Raw genomic sequence first — 19,679 nt, 5'->3', positions numbered from 1 at the left:
GCACCCCCATGGGGTCCATCGACGGGCTGTGCACCCCCTGCCATGACCCCCACGGAGTGAGCCCGACCCTGGGAGCCAACCAGCAGTATGCGGTGCCCCTGTTGAAGGGAACCTGGCTCACCTCCCCTTATAAGGAGGATACGGCACCGGCGAACAGTTACGACATGTTTGCGTCCGGAGGGACCGGCTTGCCTTACCACTTGGACCAGAACACTTTTGGCGCAGCAGTTGCCAATGGACAGGTTTCGGGCCTGGCCATGAACGACACCTCACTGTCTGCCGGACTCTGTCTGGCTTGCCACAGTAAACCCGCCCTTACAAACGGAAGCAACCATGCCTGGAAGAGCAAGGACAGGATACATGAAGCGGTGAAAGGTTGGAAGACGGCCAACGGGACGAATCAACACAGCTACACTTGCTCCAAGTGCCACAGCCCCCACGACGATTCGGTCCTGCCGCGCCTGATGGTGACCAATTGCCTGGACGGTGTCCACAAAGGGCGTACCTCGTTGAACCGCAATGCCTTTACTTCAAGTTCCTACGGGGATATTGGCGGGTACGGGAGCGGTCGCATCCCCGGAGTGTATGGTGGAAGCGGCTGGTGTGACTATCCGGGAGGTCCGGCGTGTAATGCCTCCTATTCGGTAACTTGTCACGAAAACAATACCGGTAACGGTACCGATCAGAGCTGGAATACGGTTACCAACTGGGCAGTCGCGACACCCCCGCCTGCTCCGACGACGGTTCACCAGGCAAACGCAACCAGCACCGGGGGCAGCAAAAACATCACTCTGCAATGGAACGCCGTGACCTGCCCGAGCGGGTCAGCGACTCAGTATTACGTCGAAGTGAGTGGCACTCCGGACTTCTCGATAATCAGCTATAATTCAGGCTGGTTGACAGCGCCCATCGTTACCTGGACCCAGTCCCTGCCGATAGGTACGTGGTACTGGCGGGTGGCGGCACGTGACAGTTACGACATCACGGCGCAATCTGTGCCGTCGATCGCAGACACCTTCAGTATTACCTATGCGCCGCCTGCCGCTCCGACGCTGATTCCCCAGACTAATTCCAATAGCAGTGGCGGGAGCATCAGCAAGACGTTCCAGTGGAATGTTGTCGCGTCAACGGATGGCGATCCGATTCACTATCTGGTAGAAGTGAGCAGTTCCTCTTTGTTCACCACCATAGTGTATCAGTCTTCCTGGCAGGCTGGCACGACCTGGACGCAATCCCTGCCGATAGGTACCTGGTACTGGCGAGTCACAGCCCATGACAGCGTCCATACCAGTGCAGTGTCGAGCCCCTCGGCGTTCAATAGCTTCAGCATTGTACTTGTACCACCTGCGGCTCCCACGCTCGTTGTCCAGCCGCCGACCTCCTATACCAGCGGCACCAACAGGAGCATTGCTTTCCAGTGGAGTTCGGTAACTTCTCCTGATGGTGATTTGTGCGAATATCTTGCGGAAGTGAGTGCTAACGCGAGTTTCTCTCCGGTACCTGGACCCACTTACAGTTCTGCATGGCAGGCAGGCACAAGCTGGACGCAAATCTTGCCGACAGGCACCTGGTACTGGCGGGTGCGGTCCCGCGACAGTGTCCATACCACGACGGTTTCCAACCCGTCCGGGACCGGCATTTTCGCGGTTACCTATGCGCCGCCGGTGGCGCCGACGCTCATAGCTCAACCAAATTACTACAGCGGCACAAATGTGAGTGTGCCCTTCCAATGGAATGCCGTCGTGCCGACCGATGGCGATGCGATGGAGTATTACGTTGAGGTGAGCAACTCTGCGGATTTCGCGGCAATTGCCTACCAGTCTTCGTGGCAATCGGCAGTGAACTGGACCCAGTCTGTTGCACCGGGCACCTGGTACTGGCGGGTGAAGGCCCGCGACAGTGTCCACACTACAGCGGTCTCCAATCCGTCAACCCCCAACAGCTTCACCATATCAACAGATCCGCTTCCGCCGATCGCGCCGGTTCTGATTCCCCAATCCGGCTTGAGCACGAGCTGTACGACGGCATATGCGCATACGTTGCAGTGGAATGCGGTAACCGCTCCAGATGGACACGCGGTGGAGTATTATGTCCAGGTGGATACATCCCCCGATTTCAGCAGTTTAAACTTGCAGCAGTCAGTCTGGATATCGGCCACAAACTGGACTACACCTTCCCTTGGGGCAAGCAGTTGGTATTGGCGCGTCAAAGCCCGGGATGCGGTTGACCCCGCCCTGGAATCGGCATACTCAGCAAACGGCTCGTTCAGCGATGTCAATACCTGGGACTGCAATTGCGACAACTCATGCCCGAAAAGCAGCTGTCCCTTGGTATATGCCTGGAATGGAACCGAGTTTAAATATGAAACAGATCTGCAAGGGCCGGCAATATCACAGATCTGGAAACCGGGCAGATATGTCAATCTCTACCAGCCGTCCTACATAGTTCTTGGGGACCTTGTCCCTGATGCAAGTCGAAATTACCGGGTAAACATTTGGGAATCCCTGCCGGAGGCGACCTTGCTGGATGAGGCCAAATTACTGGTTGTCGATTACCCCCGCGGGTACCAGATCGTGTCATCGGGAGCGGAGAACACCTACTACTACGGTTATGCGGATCCGTTCAGTATTTACACCATCAAGAATCCGGTTCTGCCGCTAACGGCAACTGACAAGTATGGCAACGACATTCTGCCATCTGTGCTGTCCGTGGACAACAATCCGGCCCCGATGTCTCCTGATGACCCCGATAATTTTTATACTATTGATTTCGGTACGATTCAGCATCCGGAAAACGCGAAACTGGTGATAGATGGTTGGCAGGACATAAATTCAAGGATTTATAAGTCGACTATTCAGATTCAACCTTATGTCGAAGTCGTGGACGAGAGTGGCGTCTGGGTCAAGGTCAAGACACTCGGCATGCCGATGGGCGACCTGAAGACGATGGTTGTCGATATGTCCAACAAGTTCCTGAGTTCCGATCATCGCATCAGGCTTCATCTGGGGATCAAGAAAGCCCAGGTATGGGTGTTCGACCGGATCAGAATGGATGACTCCGCGCCTGTAAGCGTGACAGTGCAGGAGTTGCAGGCGACTTCCGCAGATCTGCAATTCGGTGGGAATTCGATTCTGTCTATTCCTACGGTGCTAAGCCGCATGGCAGCAGGTGATACGAGCCTCCCCACCAATCCCGACTTTTTCGGCTATGGCAATTTCACCCGGTACGGTGATGTGGGAGCGTTGCTGACACAAAGGGATGACAAGTATGTCATCATGAACTATGCGGACAAACTCAAGCTGCTCTTTCCGGCGATTCCCCCGCCACCAACTGGTATGACAAGGGGCTTTATTCTCAAAGCTGACCTTTATTACAAGGATTTCAAAGATTATAAGTATGTCGATCCACTGCCGTTCCATGCCATGAGCGATTATCCGCCCCCTGCGCCGGAGGCTTATCCTACGGATGCTGATCACAACAGTTACCGGCAGGAGTACAATACACGGGTGGTAGCTCCGTAAGCGCAGATGAATCTGTTTGAAAGGTTTGCGGTAAATTGTGTTTGACGACGAAAAACGGGTCGATGCGTAATGCATCGACCCGTTTTTTCATGTGGCAAAGGGGAGAAAGAGCGGGAAGCCTAGTTGCCGTTGCGCTTCAGCTTGTAGATCAACCCGGCGTTGTCGAGGGCGATGGCGGCGTGGGTGGCCAGGGTGGTCATGAATTCCACTTCGGCGTCGGTAAAGGTGGTGCCGTCATGGCGGCCGGAAACGTTGACCACCCCCGCCACCCGGTCCTTGACCCGGAGAGGGATCGACAGGATGCCCGGCGTGCTGAACAGGTCGCCGCTGAAGTCCTCCTCCAGGAGCCGATGGGTAAGGGCCGCCGGCACATCCGTATCGATGCGGAGCGGTTTGTCGTTGGATGCCACGAGCCCGCTTATCCCCTGGTCGTGGCGCAACACGAAGCGCTTGGCCAGGTTGTGGTCGATGCCGACGCAGACCTTCATCCCGAAGGTGGTTCCCCCCTTGTCGAGGAGGAGCAGATACCCTTTCTTGGCTTTCAGTTGCTCAACAGCGCTTTCCACGAGCATGCGGAGGATGTCGCCGATTTCCAGGGTGGATGCGATCAGGGCACAGACCCGGTTGACGGTCTTCATCATTTCCACTGCCGCTTCCAGTTCCCGGTTCTTCGTCGACAGGTCGCTGATGAGCCGCCGGTTTTCCTGGCTGAGGGCCTGTTTCTCCAGGGTCCGGTCCACCACGTTGAAAAGAATCGCGTCGTCGTCGATCGGTTTGACGATGTAGTCGTAAGCACCGAGACGGAGCGCCTTTATGGCGGTGAAGGTGGAGGCGTTGCCGCTGATGATCACCACGTCCGTTTCCGGGTTTATCTCTTTGATCAGCTTGAGGAGGATGAGGCCACTCATCCCTGGCAGAATGATGTCGGTCAGGACGAGGTCGAACGTTTCGTCGTGGAACAGTTTGAGGGCTTCCTCGCCGGACGTCGCGCAGCTTATCCGGAATCCCTTCCCTTCAAGCAGCCGGGAAAGCATGTTCAGGATTGCTTCCGAATCGTCGACCACCAGAATGTGGGGGGATAACGTCTGGGTCATGGCCCGCTCCTCTTAATTGTCGTGATTTGCCAGCTGATGGTAGATGAAGAACGGCTTAAAATCAACGGCAAATGCGTCTCTCCCCGTACAAAGCGTTGCGGCACCGTTCGCGGCCAGAAAAGCTTTGACAAAAACGCCGGTATTCCTATACTATTGCCCCATTTCGAGTCGAGGTCCATTGATGGAAGCAGCGCTTGCCCTGATCGGGGAAGACCTAAAAAACGTGGAACTGCAGTTCAAGAAGGACCTGCAGTCCAATGTGCCGCTTATTCGCAAGGTCGCGGAATATGTCGTGTCCAGCGGCGGCAAGCGCATACGTCCTGCCCTCCTGCTTCTCGCTGCCAAGCTCTGCGGTTATCACGGCGAACGCCATGTGCCGCTGGCAAGCGTTGTCGAATTTATCCATACAGCGACCCTGCTCCACGACGACGTTGTGGACAATGCCAACCTCCGCCGGGGAATTGCCTCAGCCAATACCCTCTGGGGGAATGAGGCATCCGTCCTGGTGGGGGATTTCCTCTTTTCCAAATCCTTTTCCCTTATGGTTGCCGATGGCGACCTGCGGGTTCTCGGTGTCCTTTCCAATGCCACCACCCTCATCGCTGAGGGAGAGGTGCTCCAGCTGGTTTCAACGAGCGATCTCGAGATGACGGAAGAGCGCTATGTGGAAGTGGTTCGCTGCAAGACCGCTATCCTTCTCTCTGCAGCCTGCCATGCCGGTGCCATTATCGGCGGCGCCACTCCCGAGCAGGAAGCCTCCCTGCGTGATTTCGGCATGGACCTGGGCATAGCATTCCAACTCATGGATGACACCCTGGATTATGTGGCCAATGAAGACGAGTTCGGCAAAAGCATTGGCCACGATCTGGAGGAAGGGAAGATCACCCTTCCGCTGATCCACACCCTGTTGCGCTGCACACCGGCTGAACGTGAGCAGATCGGCGACATCGTCGACAAGGAGTCCCTTGCCGCAGAGGACTTCCATGCGGTGTTCGACCTTGTTAATACCTATGGCGGTATCGACTACGCGATGGGGAAGGCACGGGAGTACATCGAACGGGCCAAGACCCACCTCAGCACCTTCGCCGCTTCCCCCGGCAAAACTGCCCTCCAAAGTCTTGCAGACTACGTAGTGACCCGCGCTAAATAGCAGTCCCTTCCGTTAAATAACAGTGTTCCATAATTGAACTCTTATGCAAATCAGGGTGTTATCTCGATAAAGCTGTTGGCGCAGAAATTGCTCACAATGTATTGTCGTTAATAATTATTACATTGTGATGGGGCTTGCCAATGACCGACGAAAAGCTCGTACACAGGACGGAAATCGAGCTCCAGGGTGACCGCTACGAGATCATGGTCTATTGTCGCACCGACGGGCGGCATTTTGCCAGGACCTACTTCGGTGATGACGATGTCATCATCAATGACGGCTCTTCCCTGGAAGAGGTACTTGCCCAGCACGAGCGTCTCCTCCCCCTCGCTGTCTGCTCACGCAAGATTCTGCAGGAATACGCGGGAATTCCCCGCCGCAGTCGCAGTTCCCGTATCTGAAACGGCACACTCCTCGCGGACGGCTATGCCGCTCGTCCCCCCGGAAAAATCCCTTGCATTCATCCTGATACTGGACTTAAAGTGTCCCCATGAAGCGAACTGACCTGCTGCGCCTTATGCTCCTGGTGGTCGCCGTGGTGGGAATAAGCCTGCTCCACTATCTGACCCCCCTCCAGCGTCCCATGCTCCACGACATCTTCCAGAGGCTCTACTATCTGCCGATCATCCTGGCGGCCTTCTGGTTTGGCCTGCGGGGCGGCCTCATTTCATCTCTGGTGGTGAGCTTGCTCTATATCCCCCACGTCCTGTTCCAGTGGGGGCACCATTCGTCCCTCGAACTGGAGAAATTCCTGGAAATACTCCTCTACAACGTGGTTGGCGGTATTACCGGTTTCCTCTGTCAGCAGGAGGAAACCCGGCGCCTGCAACTGGAAGAGACGGCCCGGGGGTTGGAAGAGTCCTATCGGAAGCTGCAGCGCCAGGCGGACATGATTATCGGTATCGAAGAACAGCTGCGTCGTGCGGAGCGGCTTTCTGCGCTTGGCGAGCTTTCAGCGGTTCTTGCCCACGAGATCCGCAACCCGCTTGGCTCCATCCGGGGGACCGCCGAGATCCTCCGCGATGATTACCGTCCCGGGGACCGGAAGTACGAATTCCTGGAGATTCTTTTCAAGGAGACTGATCGGCTCAATCGAGTGGTGGAGGATTTCCTCGGCCTTGCCCGGCCGGTTGCTGCGGAGCGGGAAACCTGCGACCTGTCGTCGGAGCTGCGGGAAGTGCAGTCCCTTCTGGCTGGTGAGGCGGCTTCACGGGGAGTACGGTTGCGTCTGGACCTGGCGGACCTGCCGCCGGTGAGAGGAGACAGGGAAAAGCTGCGCCAGGTCTTTCTCAACCTGGCGTTGAACGGTATCCAGGCGACCGGCCGGGGAGGAGATATGACCATCCGCTCCGTGTTGCGTCCGGTGGGGGAAGGGGCACCGGCCGGGATTGAAATCTCCTTTGCCGATACCGGCGCGGGAATAGCATCGGCACAGATGGCGCGGATATTCGAACCCTTTTTTACCACCAAGGAAGGGGGGACCGGACTGGGGCTGGCCATCGCCCAGAAGATCGTCGAGAGTCACGGTGGAACCATCGATGTAACGAGTGACGTGGGGAAGGGGACGACGTTCACCGTTCGATTACCGCTTTAACTGCAATTTTGAATTATGAATGTTGAATTGTGAATTAACAAGCGCGTCCAATCTGCAGCACACACTGATTCCCGGTAGTATATCTACTGGTCAGGAGACCGATGCCACCGACAATTCTTGTTATTGACGACGACACCTCTCTGCGACGGGTGCTGGAATACAATCTCCAGGAGGAAGGGTACGCGGTTCTCACTGCCGCTGATGGGACGGCCGGGATGGCCCTGTTTGCCGAAGCGCAGCCAGAGTTGGTGATTACCGACCTGAAAATGCCCGGGATGAGCGGCTTTGAAGTGCTGGCCGCAGTAAAGGCCCAGTCAGCGGAGACGCCGGTCATCGTCATTACCGCCTTTGGCGCCGTCGAGACGGCGGTGGAGGCGATGAAGGGCGGGGCCTATGACTACATCACCAAGCCGTTCAACCGGGATGAGCTGAAGCTTCTGGTGCGCAACGCCCTGAAGCTGCGGGGGCTCTCCCAGGAGAACCGGCGCCTGAAAGAGGAGTTGGCCGAACAGACCGATTTCCGCCACATTGTTGGCATCTCCCGTGTGATGGAGCAGGTCTTTGTCGTGGTTCGCAAGGTTGCCGACACCGAAGCGACGGTACTTCTCACCGGCGAATCGGGAACCGGCAAGGAACTCGTAGCCCGGTCGATCCATCTGCAGAGCGGCCGTCGCACCGCACCGTTCGTGGCGATCAATTGTGCTGCAATCCCCCGCGATCTCCTGGAAAGCGAGTTGTTCGGGCACGTCCGGGGTGCCTTTACCGGTGCCGTACGGGACAGGACCGGCAGGTTCCAGGCAGCCGGCGGTGGCACCCTGTTCCTTGACGAGGTGGGGGAACTCCCCCTTGATTTGCAGCCGAAGCTTCTCCGGGCGCTCCAGGAGCGGGAGGTAATGCCGGTCGGCGGTACGTCTCCCCAGAAGCTGGATGTGCGGGTGATCGCCGCCACGAATGCCGATCTGGATGAGGCGATTGCCGGCGGGACCTTCCGCGAGGACCTCTACTACCGGCTGGCCGTGATCCCGCTTCACCTGCCGCCGCTACGGGAACGCCGCGAGGATATACCGGTCCTGGTCCGCCACTTTGCGGCCAAGCATGGTGGCAAAGATATTATCTTCCCGCCGGAAGTCCTGGAGATTCTGGCCGGTTACCATTGGCCCGGCAATGTCCGGGAGTTGGAGAATACGGTGGAGCGGCTTCTGATCATGCGCAGTGGTGATGTCATCGGGTTGGCGGACCTGCCGGAAAAGATGCGCGATGGGGCGGTCGGCGGAGGGAGCAAGGTTGTCAACCTCCCCCCTGATGGGTATCCTCTGGAGCAACTGGAGCGGGAAGTCGTCGTCGAAGCTCTGGAACGAAACGACTGGAACCAGACCCAGGCGGCCCGCTTCCTGCGGATACCACGACACACCTTGATCTACCGGATGGAAAAGTATGCCATAACCCCCCCACAGGAGCGAAAACGATGAGGAATTTCATACTCTGGTCGATGTTGTGTGTACTGGTTGCCCTGGCTGGCTGTTCCAAGGAACAGAAAGAAGCGCCGGTGGTCAAGGTACAGGAAGGGAGCCCGGCGCCGGATTTCACCCTCCGTGACCTGAATGGACAGGAGACCCGCCTTTCCTCCCTGCGGGGGAACGTGGTGCTTCTCAACTTCTGGGCCACCTGGTGTCCCCCCTGCCGGGAAGAGGTCCCTTCCATGGTGAAGCTGAACCGGGCCATGGCGGGCAAACCGTTCCGGATGCTCGCCGTTTCCATAGACGAAGGGGGAAAGGGGGCCGTCGAGGCCTATTTCAAGGAATCGGGGAGTACCCTGCCGGCCCTGTTGGATACAGACCGCGCTGTCGGCAGGATGTACGGCACTACGGGGGTGCCGGAAACCTTTGTCATCGATACGAAGGGTGTTATACTGAAAAAAGTCATCGGCCCCATGGATTGGGGCAATCCTGAGGTGATCCGTTATCTGGAAGGGCTGACAGCGAATTAGTTCCTGCGGAAGGGATTCTGGTTATGGAAGCAAGCAACATAACGTATCTGGGGGCTTTCGTGGCGGGAATTCTGTCCTTCCTTTCCCCCTGCGTCCTCCCCCTCATCCCCTCCTTCATCACTTACATAACCGGCCTCTCCTTTGCCGACCTGCAGGCGGAGCATCCGACCCACAAGGTCCGTCAGCAGACCATCATCCACACCCTTCTCTTCATCGCAGGCTTCACGGTTGTCTTCGTCCTGCTCGGTGCCTCCGCCACCTTCATCGGCGGCCTGATGCAGGAACACATGACGGCAATCCGCCGGATCGGCGGGCTACTCATCGTACTGTTCGGCGTTCACCTTACCGGCCTTTTCCCTATCAAGTTTCTCCTCGGCGAGAAGCGCATCGCTGTGCACCGCAAGCCGGTCGGCTACGTGGGGAGCTTTCTCGTGGGGCTTGCCTTCGCCGCCGGCTGGACTCCCTGCATAGGCCCGATTCTCGCTTCCATACTCATGGTGGCCGCGGCCGAGGAAACCGTGCTGCATGGTATTGCGCTGCTGCTCACCTACTCCATGGGGCTTGCCATCCCCTTCTTCCTGGCCGCGCTGGCCATGCACCAGTTTCTCGTCGTTTTCAACCGCTTCAAGAAATACATCCGCATTTTCGAAATCGTCACCGGGGTCTTTCTCATCATCGTCGGGGTGATGGTCTTCACCAATTATCTGACGGTGCTGAGCCGCTACACGACCATCTGGTTCGGGGAGTAGCATGGGGGCCGTGCCGGCGAAGATCTCCATCCAGCTTGCTGTGGCCGATCTCGGTACGACGGAGGCATTCTATGCCGGTATCCTGGAACTCCCCGTCGAGAGGGCGCTGACCTCCCGGGGGGCGCCTGAACATCTCATGTTGCGGCAAGACGGTCTGGAACTGATCTTTGTGGATGAAGAGGCGGTGGGGCGAGCCCACCCGGTCCTGGCTGAGCGACTGGCAGAGTACCCGAAGGGTGTGGGAATGACCCTCCATATAAGGGTGAACGAAATCGAGGATATTTTCGACGCCGTCATGGAGGAGGATATCACGATCCTCTACCCCCTGGAGGAGAAACCTTATGGGATGAAGGAGCTGTGGTGTTTCGACCCCGACGGCTACCTCCTGGTACTGGAGGAGCCGTCAATGCGGTGAAACGTAGAAATTGCGGGCAACCGGTTCTAGAGCCGGTTGCCCGTTTCCATCACTTCTCGATTTTTTTCTTCCCCCGATCCTCGGGAGTGCAAGAATCGGCCATTCAGGTGGGAACCCCGAAGCGGGGGAGTATGTACTTCTGCAGCACGATCCAGAATGCCACGAAGCCGAGCATCAACAGCAAGTCTTTCATGGTTACACCTCCGGACGTCATCCTAACATACATTCAAAAAAGTATATACAAGTAAAATTATTTCCATTATGGGCTTATTTGCAAAGGGCTCCGACCCTTGCATTCCGTCTTCACGGCATCTTTGCCCGGCTTTCAATCGCAAAATCCTCGACGTAGGGTGCTACGCCTGTGGTTTTGCTCAATCAAGCCGGTCAAATCTGCCATAAATCCGGACGCAACCCCGGGTCATGAAAAAATCTATTGACAACTCCCGGAAGTGTAATTAATATGAAAATCACTTTCAACTAAGGAGGGTACGTGAAACGGGTCAAGAAGAAATTGTTCAGCGATTTTATCGCCCGGAAGGGCCTCAAGTCCACCCGCCAGCGCGACACCATCCTCGAGTTTTTTCTTGCCTCGGACCGGCATATGAGCATCGAGGAGCTCTACCTGAAGGTCCGGGCCAAGCATCCCAACATCGGTTACGCCACGGTCTATCGTACCCTCAAGCTCTTCGCCGAGGCGGGGCTTGCCCGGGAGATCCAGTTCGGCGACGGTCAGACCCGCTACGAGCATGTGAACGAGGGAGAGCATCACGACCACCTGGTCTGCACCCGCTGTGGTACCATTGTGGAGTTCGAAAATCCGGTCATCGAGAAGCTGCAGGACGAGGTGGCCAAGTCCCATGGATTCCTCATCGAGACCCATAAGATGGAACTGTACGGCCTATGTCCCAAGTGCAGAAAATGAGACGTGTAAGCTAGGCGAAAAATTTTTACCATGGTAATGAAAGTGATTTTCATAAACATCAACTGAAGCAGCACAGAAAGGTTGTACCGTAAATGGCATTTTTCAAGAAGAAAGCGAGTTGTCACACTCCCCACAACGATGCCCCCTCCCACGCCAGGAAGGTGGTGCTGGTGGGGAATCCTAACGTGGGGAAGAGTGTTCTTTTCAACGCCCTGACCGGTGCCTATGTGACGGTTTCCAACTATCCCGGCACGTCGGTGGAGGTTTCCCGCGGTTCGGCGACCATCGACGGCGAACAGTTCCAGATCATGGATACACCGGGGATGTACTCCATTCTCCCCATTACGGAGGAGGAGCGGGTGGCCCGGGAGATACTCCTCAATGAGTCGCCCGACGTGGTGGTCCATGTCCTCGATGCCCGCAACCTGGAACGGATGCTGACCATGACGCTCCAGCTCATCGACGCCCAACTGCCGGTGGTGCTGGTGGTGAACATCATGGACGAGGCGGAGCGGATGGGGCTCACCATCGACATTCCGCTGTTGCAGGAAAAACTCGGCATTCCGGTGATCGGCGCAGCCACCGCCAAGAAACGGGGACTGGCGGAAATCCGCCGCGCCATCGCGACCTACACGGGGAAAACCCATGCAGTGTTCGGCTACAGCCGACGGCTGGAAGCGGATATCGACAGCGTGACAACTCTCATTCACGGAAGTTACCCCATTTCCCGCAAATCCCTGGCCCTGCTCCTCCTTCAGCGGGACGACGAAGTGACCGCACTGGTGAAGGAGCGGGAAGGTGAGGGGTACACGGCCATCGCCAGCCAGGTGAAGGAGAAGTGTTTCGAACGGCGGGAATCCTTCCACATGGATCTCTCCATGGAACGGAAGGGGATCGTCACGGGACTTCTGGCTGATGTATTCCGGTTTCCCGCCCAGCGGCGTGTGACCTTCAACGAGAGGCTCTCACGCTGGGCGGTCCGTCCCCTGACGGGGGTACCGCTCTTGCTGGTGGTCCTCTACTTTGGTCTCTACAAGTTTGTCGGCGATTTCGGTGCCGGGACCCTGGTGGACTTTCTGGAAAAGGGGCTGTTCGAGGATCATTTCAACCCTTGGATAACCAACCTCACCAAGGCCGTTATCCCGTGGGAGGTGATCCAGGAGCTGTTCGTCGGGGAATACGGCATCATAACCCTCGGGCTCCGCTATGCGGTGGGGATCATCCTCCCCATCGTGGCGACCTTCTTCCTCTTCTTCTCCATCCTGGAGGACAGCGGGTACTTCCCCCGCCTGGCGCTTCTGGTGGATCGGATATTCAAGAAGATCGGCCTTACGGGACGGGCGGTCATCCCCATGGTGCTCGGCTTCGGCTGTGACACCATGGCAACCATGGTAACCCGTACCCTGGAGACGGTACGGGAGCGGGTCATCGCCACCCTGCTCCTGGCACTGGCCATCCCCTGTTCCGCCCAGCTCGGGGTCATCCTGGCGCTCCTTTCCAAGGCGCCGGGCGCGCTCCTTGTCTGGGGGGCCTGTCTTCTCCTGATTTTCCTTATAATCGGGTTTCTGGCGGCCCGGATCATGCCGGGGGAGACCCCCATGTTCTACATGGAGCTGCCACCCATGCGGCTCCCTCAGCTCTCTAATATTCTGACCAAGACCTATACCCGGATGCAGTGGTACTTCATGGAGATTCTGCCGCTCTTCATCCTCGCCTCGGTGCTTCTCTGGGTCGGCAAGATAACCCACTTCTTCGAGGTGGCGGTGGAGGCACTGAGTCCGGTTATGGCGGTCATGGGGCTTCCCAAGGAGGTGGCGGTTGCCTTCATCTTCGGGTTTTTCCGCCGGGATTACGGCGCGGCAGGGCTCTACGACCTGCAGACCAAGGGGATCCTCGATCCGCGCCAACTGACGGTGGCCGCTGTGACCCTCACCCTCTTCATTCCTTGTGTCGCCCAGTTCCTTATCATGAAGAAGGAGCGGGGGATGAAAGTGGCCATGGGAATCGGCCTGTTCGTCAGCGGACTCGCCTTCGGGAGCGGTTGGCTGCTCAACAAGTTCTTGTTGGTGACGGGGCTTTTGTGAAGCGAGAAGCCGGAATCCGGAATCCGGAACTCGGGACCAGGGACCAGGATTTGTAACGAATTACGGATTACGGGTCACGGACTACGAGTCCCGGAGGTTATAATGATACGGTGCGGTTTTTGCGGACATGAGTATACTGAAGAGGAGGGGATCAAGGGGTGCGGCAAGTGCGGCAAGCCGTGCCGGTCGATCCGCTGTCCGAAGTGTTTTTATGAGAATCCTGTCGAACCGGCGATGGTGAAAAAGCTGAAAAAAGTATTCGGAAGGACATCGTAGGGGCAACCTTGTGTTTGCCCATAACCGGGCAATCGCGGGGATCTTTACCAATCTATATATTTTCCTAAAAGGAGACAATGAAGCATGAAACTGTCCGATAAAGCAGAAGAGATACTGGAGGCGCTCTGGATCGCGGTTGAGGAGGAGGGGCGCGGTTTTGAGGAGCAGGAGCGGATCAGTGTGGCGGCCGATGACCCGGCCTACCGGGAATTGACCGGTCTGGCATTCATCGAGGTGAGGGAGGGGCGGGTCTATTTCCGTTCCGAGGGGAAGGAGGAGGGGCGCAAGACCATCCGTCGCCACCGCCTGGCGGAACGACTGATGATGGATGTTCTCAACATCCGGGGGGAGACCGCCGAGGACAAGGCGTGCCAGTTCGAGCACCTGCTGAATGAAGGGGTGGACGCCAAGGTCTGCACCATGCTCAACCACCCCACCACTTGTCCCCACGGCAAGGCAATCCCTCCCGGCGACTGTTGTGCGGAGGCACGGCAGAACGGCGACCTGGGGGTGGTGCCTTTGACGGAGCTTAAATCGGGGGAAGAGGGGGAGATCGCCTACATCCTCACCGAAGACAGCAAGAAGATGCAGAAACTGATGGCCATGGGGGTCCTCCCTGGCAACCGGATCCTTCTCATGCAGAGTTTCCCGTCCTATATCTTCCGGGTCGGCTTCTCCGAATTTGCCATCGATACCGCCATGGCGCGGGAGATATTTGTCAGAAGGTAGGAGGGGTAGCCCATTAGAATGGGAAGGTTCGCCTCGTTAGAGCTTCGGCACGGTTGAGAAATAAGTTATTGACATACACATGGTGGAATGCTACCAACGAGGTGTTACCTTTTCCTGTTTTGTAACACCAGGGGGCTGGCTGTGGCATATCCGGTCCCTACCGTCAAGGAGTAATCGACCATGCACATGGCAGACGCGCTGTTGTCCCCCGCCGTGGGGGGAACCATGTGGGCGGTCTCGGCCGGAACCATTGCCTACTGTGCAAGAAAAGTCCGGACTGACCTCGATGACAGCAAGGTGCCGCTTATGGGGGTGCTCGGCGCGTTCATCTTTGCCGCACAGATGATCAATTTCAGCATCCCGGCGACCGGTTCCAGCGGTCACCTGGGTGGTGGACTCCTCCTTTCCATTCTCCTCGGCCCCTATGCCGCCTTCCTTACCCTCGCATCGGTTCTGGTGATTCAGGCGCTCTTTTTTGCCGACGGCGGTCTGCTGGCACTGGGGTGCAACATCTTCAACCTCGGATTTTTCCCGGCGTTCATCGCCTATCCCTTTGTCTACAGGCGACTGATCGGGGCACAACAGACCCGGTCCCGCATGACCATGGCCGCGATCGTTGCTGCGGTAATCGGCTTGCAACTCGGGGCGTTCGGCGTGGTTCTTGAAACCGTCACGTCGGGACTATCGTCGTTGCCGTTCTCCACGTTTGTCGTCATGATGCAGCCGATTCACCTTGCCATCGGCGTTGTCGAAGGATTTGTGACCGCGGCAGTCGCCTCGTTCGTGTACAAGGCCCGGCCGGAACTCATTCAGTTTTCTCCCGAGGCGCGATCCACCGGCAGCCGTCCGGTTCGTGGGGTCCTGCTCGCTTTCCTGGCTATTGCCGTACTGACCGGAGGTTTCGTCTCCTGGTTTGCCTCGAAAGACCCCGACGGCCTGGAATGGGCCATTGCCAAAGTGACCGGCAAAGAGGAGCTGAGGGCTCCCGCGCAGGGGCTTCTCGGAACGTTGGCGGAGGTGCAGCAGAAGACGGCAGTGCTCCCGGATTATTCCTTCAAGAAGCCCGGAGAAACGGGAAAGGACGAGACGCAGCCTGCCGGTCAGCGGAAAAACGCGGAAGGGAGCAGGCTTGGTACCAGCGTCTCCGGGGTCATCGGTGCGCTCGTAACCCTGGCGCTCGCCCTCCTGATCGGGTTTCTCCTCAAAAAACGGCAACAGGCTGTTTGACGGCGGGATGGGTAGTACCCCATTGCGGGAAACGGGGGGAGGGGCGTTGCTTCTCCCTCGTTTTATGAAAGACCACCATGGCATCCATTGACGGGGCACTCCTCGATTTCAAAAGGCTTGACCGGTTGGCCACCGGGGATACGGCGATCCATCGCCTCGACCCGCGGGCAAAGGTTCTGGCGACTCTCGTATTTGTCGTGACAGTGGTCTCATTCGGGAAATACGAGGTGACCGCGCTCGTCCCCTTTCTCCTCTTCCCCGTGGCGATGGTTGCGCTCGGAAATCTTCCGGTCTCCTACATCATCAAGAAAATAGCCCTTCTCTGCCCCTTTGCCCTGGTCGTGGGGATATTCAACCCGATCTTCGACCGTGAGGTGCTTGTCCAGATCGGATCGCTCGGCATCACCGGCGGCTGGCTCTCATTTGCTTCCATCGTCATGCGCTCGATCCTCACGGTCGGGGCGGCGATTGTGCTCGTGGGGGTGACCGGCTTCCCCGGAGTATGTCTGGCCCTGGAACGGATCGGCATGCCCCGGGTCTTCGCCGTGCAGCTCCTCTTCCTCTACCGCTATATATTTGTCCTCACCGATGAGGGGTCACGGATGGAGCGGGCGCGAAAACTCCGTGCATTCGGAAAGAAGATGCAACCGGGGATCTTCGGCTCCCTTGTGGGGCACCTTCTGCTCCGTACGTGGCAACGGGCCGAGCGGATCCACATGGCCATGCTGGCACGGGGGTTCACCGGCGAATTCCACACGCGAAAAGATACCGAATTCGGCAGCAGGGAAATGCTCTTCCTCTTCGGCTGGTCCGCACTCTTCATCATCCTGCGATTCCTGAACCTGTCACAGCTGGTGGGGTCGCTCGTAACGGGAATATCTCCATGAGCCATCATATCGTTGAAGTCAGGAATCTCCGCCACGTTTATCCCGATGGCACCGTTGCCCTGCGGGACGTTTCTTTCCGCATTACCCATGGCGAGTCGGTGGCGATCATCGGCGCCAACGGCGCGGGTAAATCGACGTTGTTGCTCCACCTGAACGGCTTTCTCTCTCCCACGGCGGGAGAAATCCGCATCGGCGATTATCCCCTGACCAAGGCCACCCTTCCCGAAATCCGGCGAACGGTGGGGATGGTGTTCCAGGACCCGGACGACCAACTCTTCATGCCGACGGTCTATGACGATGTGGCGTTTGGTCCGCTCAATCTGGGCCTGCCCGGAATGGAGGTGGAACAGCGGGTGAAGGAGGCCCTCGAAAAGGTCGGGGCCGGACACTTGCAGGACAAGCCTCCCTACAACCTTTCGGGGGGAGAGAAGAAACGGGTGGCCATCGCCACGGTGCTCTCCATGTCCCCCGACATTCTCGTCATGGACGAGCCGACGGACGGGCTTGACCCCCATGCCCGGCGCCAGCTCATGGCGCTTCTCAAGGATTTCAGCCATACCAGGATATTCACCAGTCATGACCTGGACATGGTACTCGAACTCTGCAGCAGGGTCATTATTCTCCACGAGGGAGAGGTCCGGGCCGACGGCCCCGCCCTGGAGATTTTCCGCAATGACGAACTCCTTGCCCAATGCCGGCTGGAGAAGCCGTTGTCGATGCAAGGCTGCCCGGTGTGCAGAGGTAAGGGGTAATCAGAGCTCGACCGTGACGGCGTAATGCAAGCGTGGCAGCGAGTAAAAAATGCGTTGACAAGGATGATTTTGATATCTATTATCAACAAACGCTTTTGCGCATTTATTCGTCATGCACGTTCTCATGGAGATTGCCCATGCACCATCTGCTGCTTGCCGCTGTCCTTTGTCTGACCTTTCTTGTCCCACCTTTCCATAGTTTCGCTGAAGATTTCATACCACCGCCATCATCCTCGCAGCCGTCCGCCGACGATTCCGCCTGCCGGGAAATCGCTGCCCTGGCGCAGAAATATGGTGCCGACCGCAAGCTCCCCGATTCGGTGGTGATTAGCGGAAAGCCGTGCCCGCGGGGAGAAGCCGCGGCATGTCTGCTCGCCGTCATCGTCAAGGTGCAGGAAAAGTGCGGGCGGGAGGGAAGAGATACGGTGCCCCAGGAGGACCTGGACCGGATCGCGGCCCTGCGCGAGGCGTTGAAGGACGAGCTGGCCCAGCAGGAGGGGTACGCCACGCGGCGGGAGGCAATCGAGAGCATGCTCGCCAAGCCGGAGCTGCCGGAATTTGTGTACAAGCTAGGGATTAACGGCTTTCTCCGGGGTGAAGGGGTTGGTAACTTTCGGTTGACTGATTTCAGCTACAATCCGGGCCATGGCGAGGGGCGCTTTCTTTACCGGGTTAAGCCCTACGCCTACTGGCATCCGACCGACTGGCTGGATATCCATGCGGAGGGACAGGGGTACGGTTTCAGCGGCGGCAGTCAGTACTCCGGCAAGGTTTCTCTCTACCAGGGGTTCGCCGAGGTCCACTGGCCGAAAACAGAAGGGTACTCCCTCAAGGCGGGGCGCCAGGAATTTGTGTACGGCAGTGCCTTTGTCCTGGGGAACGACTCGTTCTACAACGGGCTCAGCTTTGACGCGCTCCGGGTGCGACTCGCTCCGCTCAAGCCACTGACCATCGACCTCTTTGGCGGCTGGTACGCCACCCCCTTCTCCGACGGGGTGAAGGGTGATCTGGTCGGTGGCTACGGGACCTGGACCTTCACCGAGGGGAACGCCCTGGAAGCCTACGCCCTGCGCGACACCGGCTCCGGGGAGCACCACGCGGGCGAGCACCGGAATACTTGGGGGGTGAGGGGAACGGCGACGTTTGGCCCGGTGTCGCTGGAAGTGGAGCCGGTCTTCCAGACGGGACGCCTCTTCAATCCTGCCACGGGCGGGAATGAGAACATTACCGCTTACGGCGGTCATGCGGACATGTCTTTCGACACCACGCTGTGGGGATATCACAACCACCTTTTCGTAAGCTACGCAATCGGTTCCGGAGCCGGTGAAGCGGCCACCGGCGGCTCCTTCCGGCGCGAGTTCAGCAACCCCAACACCGACACTTCCCTTACCGGCGACATGAATGTGATCGGCACCCTTTCGGGCATCGACGTGGGAAACCACCATGCCAGCGGCCTGCGGATCCATACCCTCGGATGGGGGATCGACATCACCAAGGAGATGAACTTTTCAACCACCGGCCGCTACTTCCACGCCAGCTACGTGGAACCGGGCTTCAGCAAGAACCTGGGGGTGGAGGCCGACTTCACCCTCACCTACTCCATGAGCGACAACATCTCGGTCATAGCGGGCTACGATCGCTTCTTCACCGGAGGTTTCTTCCGCGACGCCACCGGGAACGACAAAGACGTCGACTACGGCTACGTCATGCTTCAGTTCAACCTGTCCCACGCAAAGCCCAAATTACGTACCAAGGGAAGTAAGGGGTAAGGCGGGAGTACCGTAATCTTTTTGATGATTGACAAAAATTCGACGGTCAGGGTATCCTTCCGTAACTTTCAGCAAAAGGCCCGTTTAACCCATGGCGCATTCTCTCCTGCACAAGTTCGTCACACTCCTTCTCCTGGCAGTCGTCATCGCCGCCAGCGTGGCCGGACTGTGCCGGGAAACCCATGCGACCGAACGATGCTGGGGGCATGACGCGGGAAAATCCTCCTGCTCCTTGGTCGGAGCAGATGACCACTGCCCCTCCTGCCCTGCCGGTGAGAATTCCGGCCACAGCGACTGTGATTCCTCCTGTTACTGCAGCTGCAATCTTCCCTTGACCAGCAGTTTCGGCTTCTCCGTCCACGCTCCCCATGTTTCCTCCCTTGTCCCTCTCGACTCGTTTTTCCGTTTTCCGGAAGTCTATCTCCCCAAGTTTATCCCCCCCCAACTACACGCCTGAAACGCCACGCCTGAAACGCCACGCCGGGAGTAGTCCGTCCTGATCCAGGGACAACTCCGTCCTGGT

The 19,679-nt window shown here is 57.8% G+C and carries 18 protein-coding genes; 17 read left to right on the top strand and 1 reads right to left on the bottom strand.

Annotated elements, in window-relative coordinates; all coding sequences use genetic code 11:
* The first annotated feature begins 56 nt into the window (after positions 1 to 56).
* A complete protein-coding gene (locus LDN04_RS16780) occupies positions 57 to 3,521 on the top strand; it encodes a hypothetical protein (RefSeq protein WP_223913308.1) in 3,465 nt (1,154 codons plus the stop codon).
* Between the two features lie 119 nt (positions 3,522 to 3,640).
* Here the strand turns inward: LDN04_RS16780 and LDN04_RS16775 are convergent, their stop codons facing one another.
* Positions 3,641 to 4,615, bottom strand: a complete 975-nt coding sequence (locus LDN04_RS16775) for a response regulator (protein ID WP_223913307.1) — start codon at positions 4,613 to 4,615, stop codon at positions 3,641 to 3,643.
* 181 nt (positions 4,616 to 4,796) lie between these two features.
* Here LDN04_RS16775 and LDN04_RS16770 point away from each other — a divergent pair, with 181 nt between their 5' ends.
* The 16 genes from LDN04_RS16770 to LDN04_RS16695 all read left to right on the top strand — a co-directional run bounded on the left by LDN04_RS16770 (position 4,797) and on the right by LDN04_RS16695 (position 19,613).
* Positions 4,797 to 5,765: a polyprenyl synthetase family protein gene (locus LDN04_RS16770; protein WP_223913305.1), complete on the top strand. Its 969-nt coding sequence runs from the start codon at positions 4,797 to 4,799 to the stop codon at positions 5,763 to 5,765.
* A 140-nt stretch (positions 5,766 to 5,905) separates the two neighbouring features.
* Positions 5,906 to 6,166: a hypothetical protein gene (locus LDN04_RS16765; RefSeq protein ID WP_223913303.1), complete on the top strand. Its 261-nt coding sequence runs from the start codon at positions 5,906 to 5,908 to the stop codon at positions 6,164 to 6,166.
* Between the two features lie 89 nt (positions 6,167 to 6,255).
* On the top strand, positions 6,256 to 7,359 hold the full coding sequence (locus tag LDN04_RS16760; protein WP_223913301.1) for a nitrogen regulation protein NR(II): 1,104 nt from the start codon (positions 6,256 to 6,258) through the stop codon (positions 7,357 to 7,359).
* Between the two features lie 101 nt (positions 7,360 to 7,460).
* Positions 7,461 to 8,828 (top strand): sigma-54 dependent transcriptional regulator, encoded by a 1,368-nt coding sequence (locus LDN04_RS16755; protein WP_223913299.1) that lies wholly within the window; start codon positions 7,461 to 7,463, stop codon positions 8,826 to 8,828.
* Positions 8,825 to 9,346: a TlpA disulfide reductase family protein gene (locus tag LDN04_RS16750; RefSeq protein WP_223913297.1), complete on the top strand. Its 522-nt coding sequence runs from the start codon at positions 8,825 to 8,827 to the stop codon at positions 9,344 to 9,346. Before LDN04_RS16755 ends, LDN04_RS16750 begins: the two co-directional genes overlap by 4 nt.
* A gap of 23 nt (positions 9,347 to 9,369) precedes the next feature.
* Positions 9,370 to 10,095: a cytochrome c biogenesis CcdA family protein gene (locus LDN04_RS16745; RefSeq protein ID WP_223913295.1), complete on the top strand. Its 726-nt coding sequence runs from the start codon at positions 9,370 to 9,372 to the stop codon at positions 10,093 to 10,095.
* Between the two features lies 1 nt (position 10,096).
* Positions 10,097 to 10,510 (top strand): VOC family protein, encoded by a 414-nt coding sequence (locus LDN04_RS16740; protein WP_223913293.1) that lies wholly within the window; start codon positions 10,097 to 10,099, stop codon positions 10,508 to 10,510.
* Between the two features lie 490 nt (positions 10,511 to 11,000).
* Complete coding sequence (locus LDN04_RS16735) at positions 11,001 to 11,432, top strand: Fur family transcriptional regulator (protein WP_223913291.1); 432 nt, start codon at positions 11,001 to 11,003, stop codon at positions 11,430 to 11,432.
* A 92-nt stretch (positions 11,433 to 11,524) separates the two neighbouring features.
* The gene (feoB, locus tag LDN04_RS16730) at positions 11,525 to 13,516 is read left to right on the top strand and encodes a ferrous iron transport protein B (RefSeq protein WP_223913289.1); all 1,992 of its coding nucleotides are present in this window, start codon (positions 11,525 to 11,527) and stop codon (positions 13,514 to 13,516) included.
* Positions 13,517 to 13,618: 102 nt separating this feature from the next.
* Complete coding sequence (locus LDN04_RS16725; protein WP_223913287.1) at positions 13,619 to 13,792, top strand: hypothetical protein; 174 nt, start codon at positions 13,619 to 13,621, stop codon at positions 13,790 to 13,792.
* An 84-nt stretch (positions 13,793 to 13,876) separates the two neighbouring features.
* On the top strand, positions 13,877 to 14,521 hold the full coding sequence (locus LDN04_RS16720) for a metal-dependent transcriptional regulator (RefSeq protein ID WP_223913285.1): 645 nt from the start codon (positions 13,877 to 13,879) through the stop codon (positions 14,519 to 14,521).
* Positions 14,522 to 14,701: 180 nt separating this feature from the next.
* Positions 14,702 to 15,748, top strand: coding sequence for an energy-coupling factor ABC transporter permease (locus LDN04_RS16715; protein ID WP_223913283.1), 1,047 nt, complete (start codon positions 14,702 to 14,704; stop codon positions 15,746 to 15,748).
* 77 nt (positions 15,749 to 15,825) lie between these two features.
* Positions 15,826 to 16,635 carry a cobalt ECF transporter T component CbiQ gene (cbiQ, locus tag LDN04_RS16710; RefSeq protein ID WP_223913281.1) on the top strand — a complete coding sequence of 270 codons (810 nt, stop codon included), beginning with the start codon at positions 15,826 to 15,828 and terminating at the stop codon, positions 16,633 to 16,635.
* Positions 16,632 to 17,387: an energy-coupling factor ABC transporter ATP-binding protein gene (locus tag LDN04_RS16705; protein WP_223913279.1), complete on the top strand. Its 756-nt coding sequence runs from the start codon at positions 16,632 to 16,634 to the stop codon at positions 17,385 to 17,387. The genes cbiQ and LDN04_RS16705 overlap by 4 nt, the downstream gene beginning before the upstream one ends.
* Before the next feature lie 137 nt (positions 17,388 to 17,524).
* On the top strand, positions 17,525 to 19,156 hold the full coding sequence (locus tag LDN04_RS16700) for an alginate export family protein (RefSeq protein ID WP_223913277.1): 1,632 nt from the start codon (positions 17,525 to 17,527) through the stop codon (positions 19,154 to 19,156).
* A gap of 91 nt (positions 19,157 to 19,247) precedes the next feature.
* Positions 19,248 to 19,613, top strand: a complete 366-nt coding sequence (locus tag LDN04_RS16695) for a hypothetical protein (protein ID WP_223913275.1) — start codon at positions 19,248 to 19,250, stop codon at positions 19,611 to 19,613.
* The last annotated feature ends 66 nt before the right edge of the window (positions 19,614 to 19,679 follow it).

Source organism: Geobacter sp. AOG1, from assembly GCF_019972315.1.
Taxonomy (GTDB): Bacteria; Desulfobacterota; Desulfuromonadia; order Geobacterales; family Geobacteraceae; genus Geomobilimonas.
The sequence above is the reverse complement of the archived record's forward strand: the minus strand, read 5'-3'. Positions and strand labels throughout refer to the sequence as shown.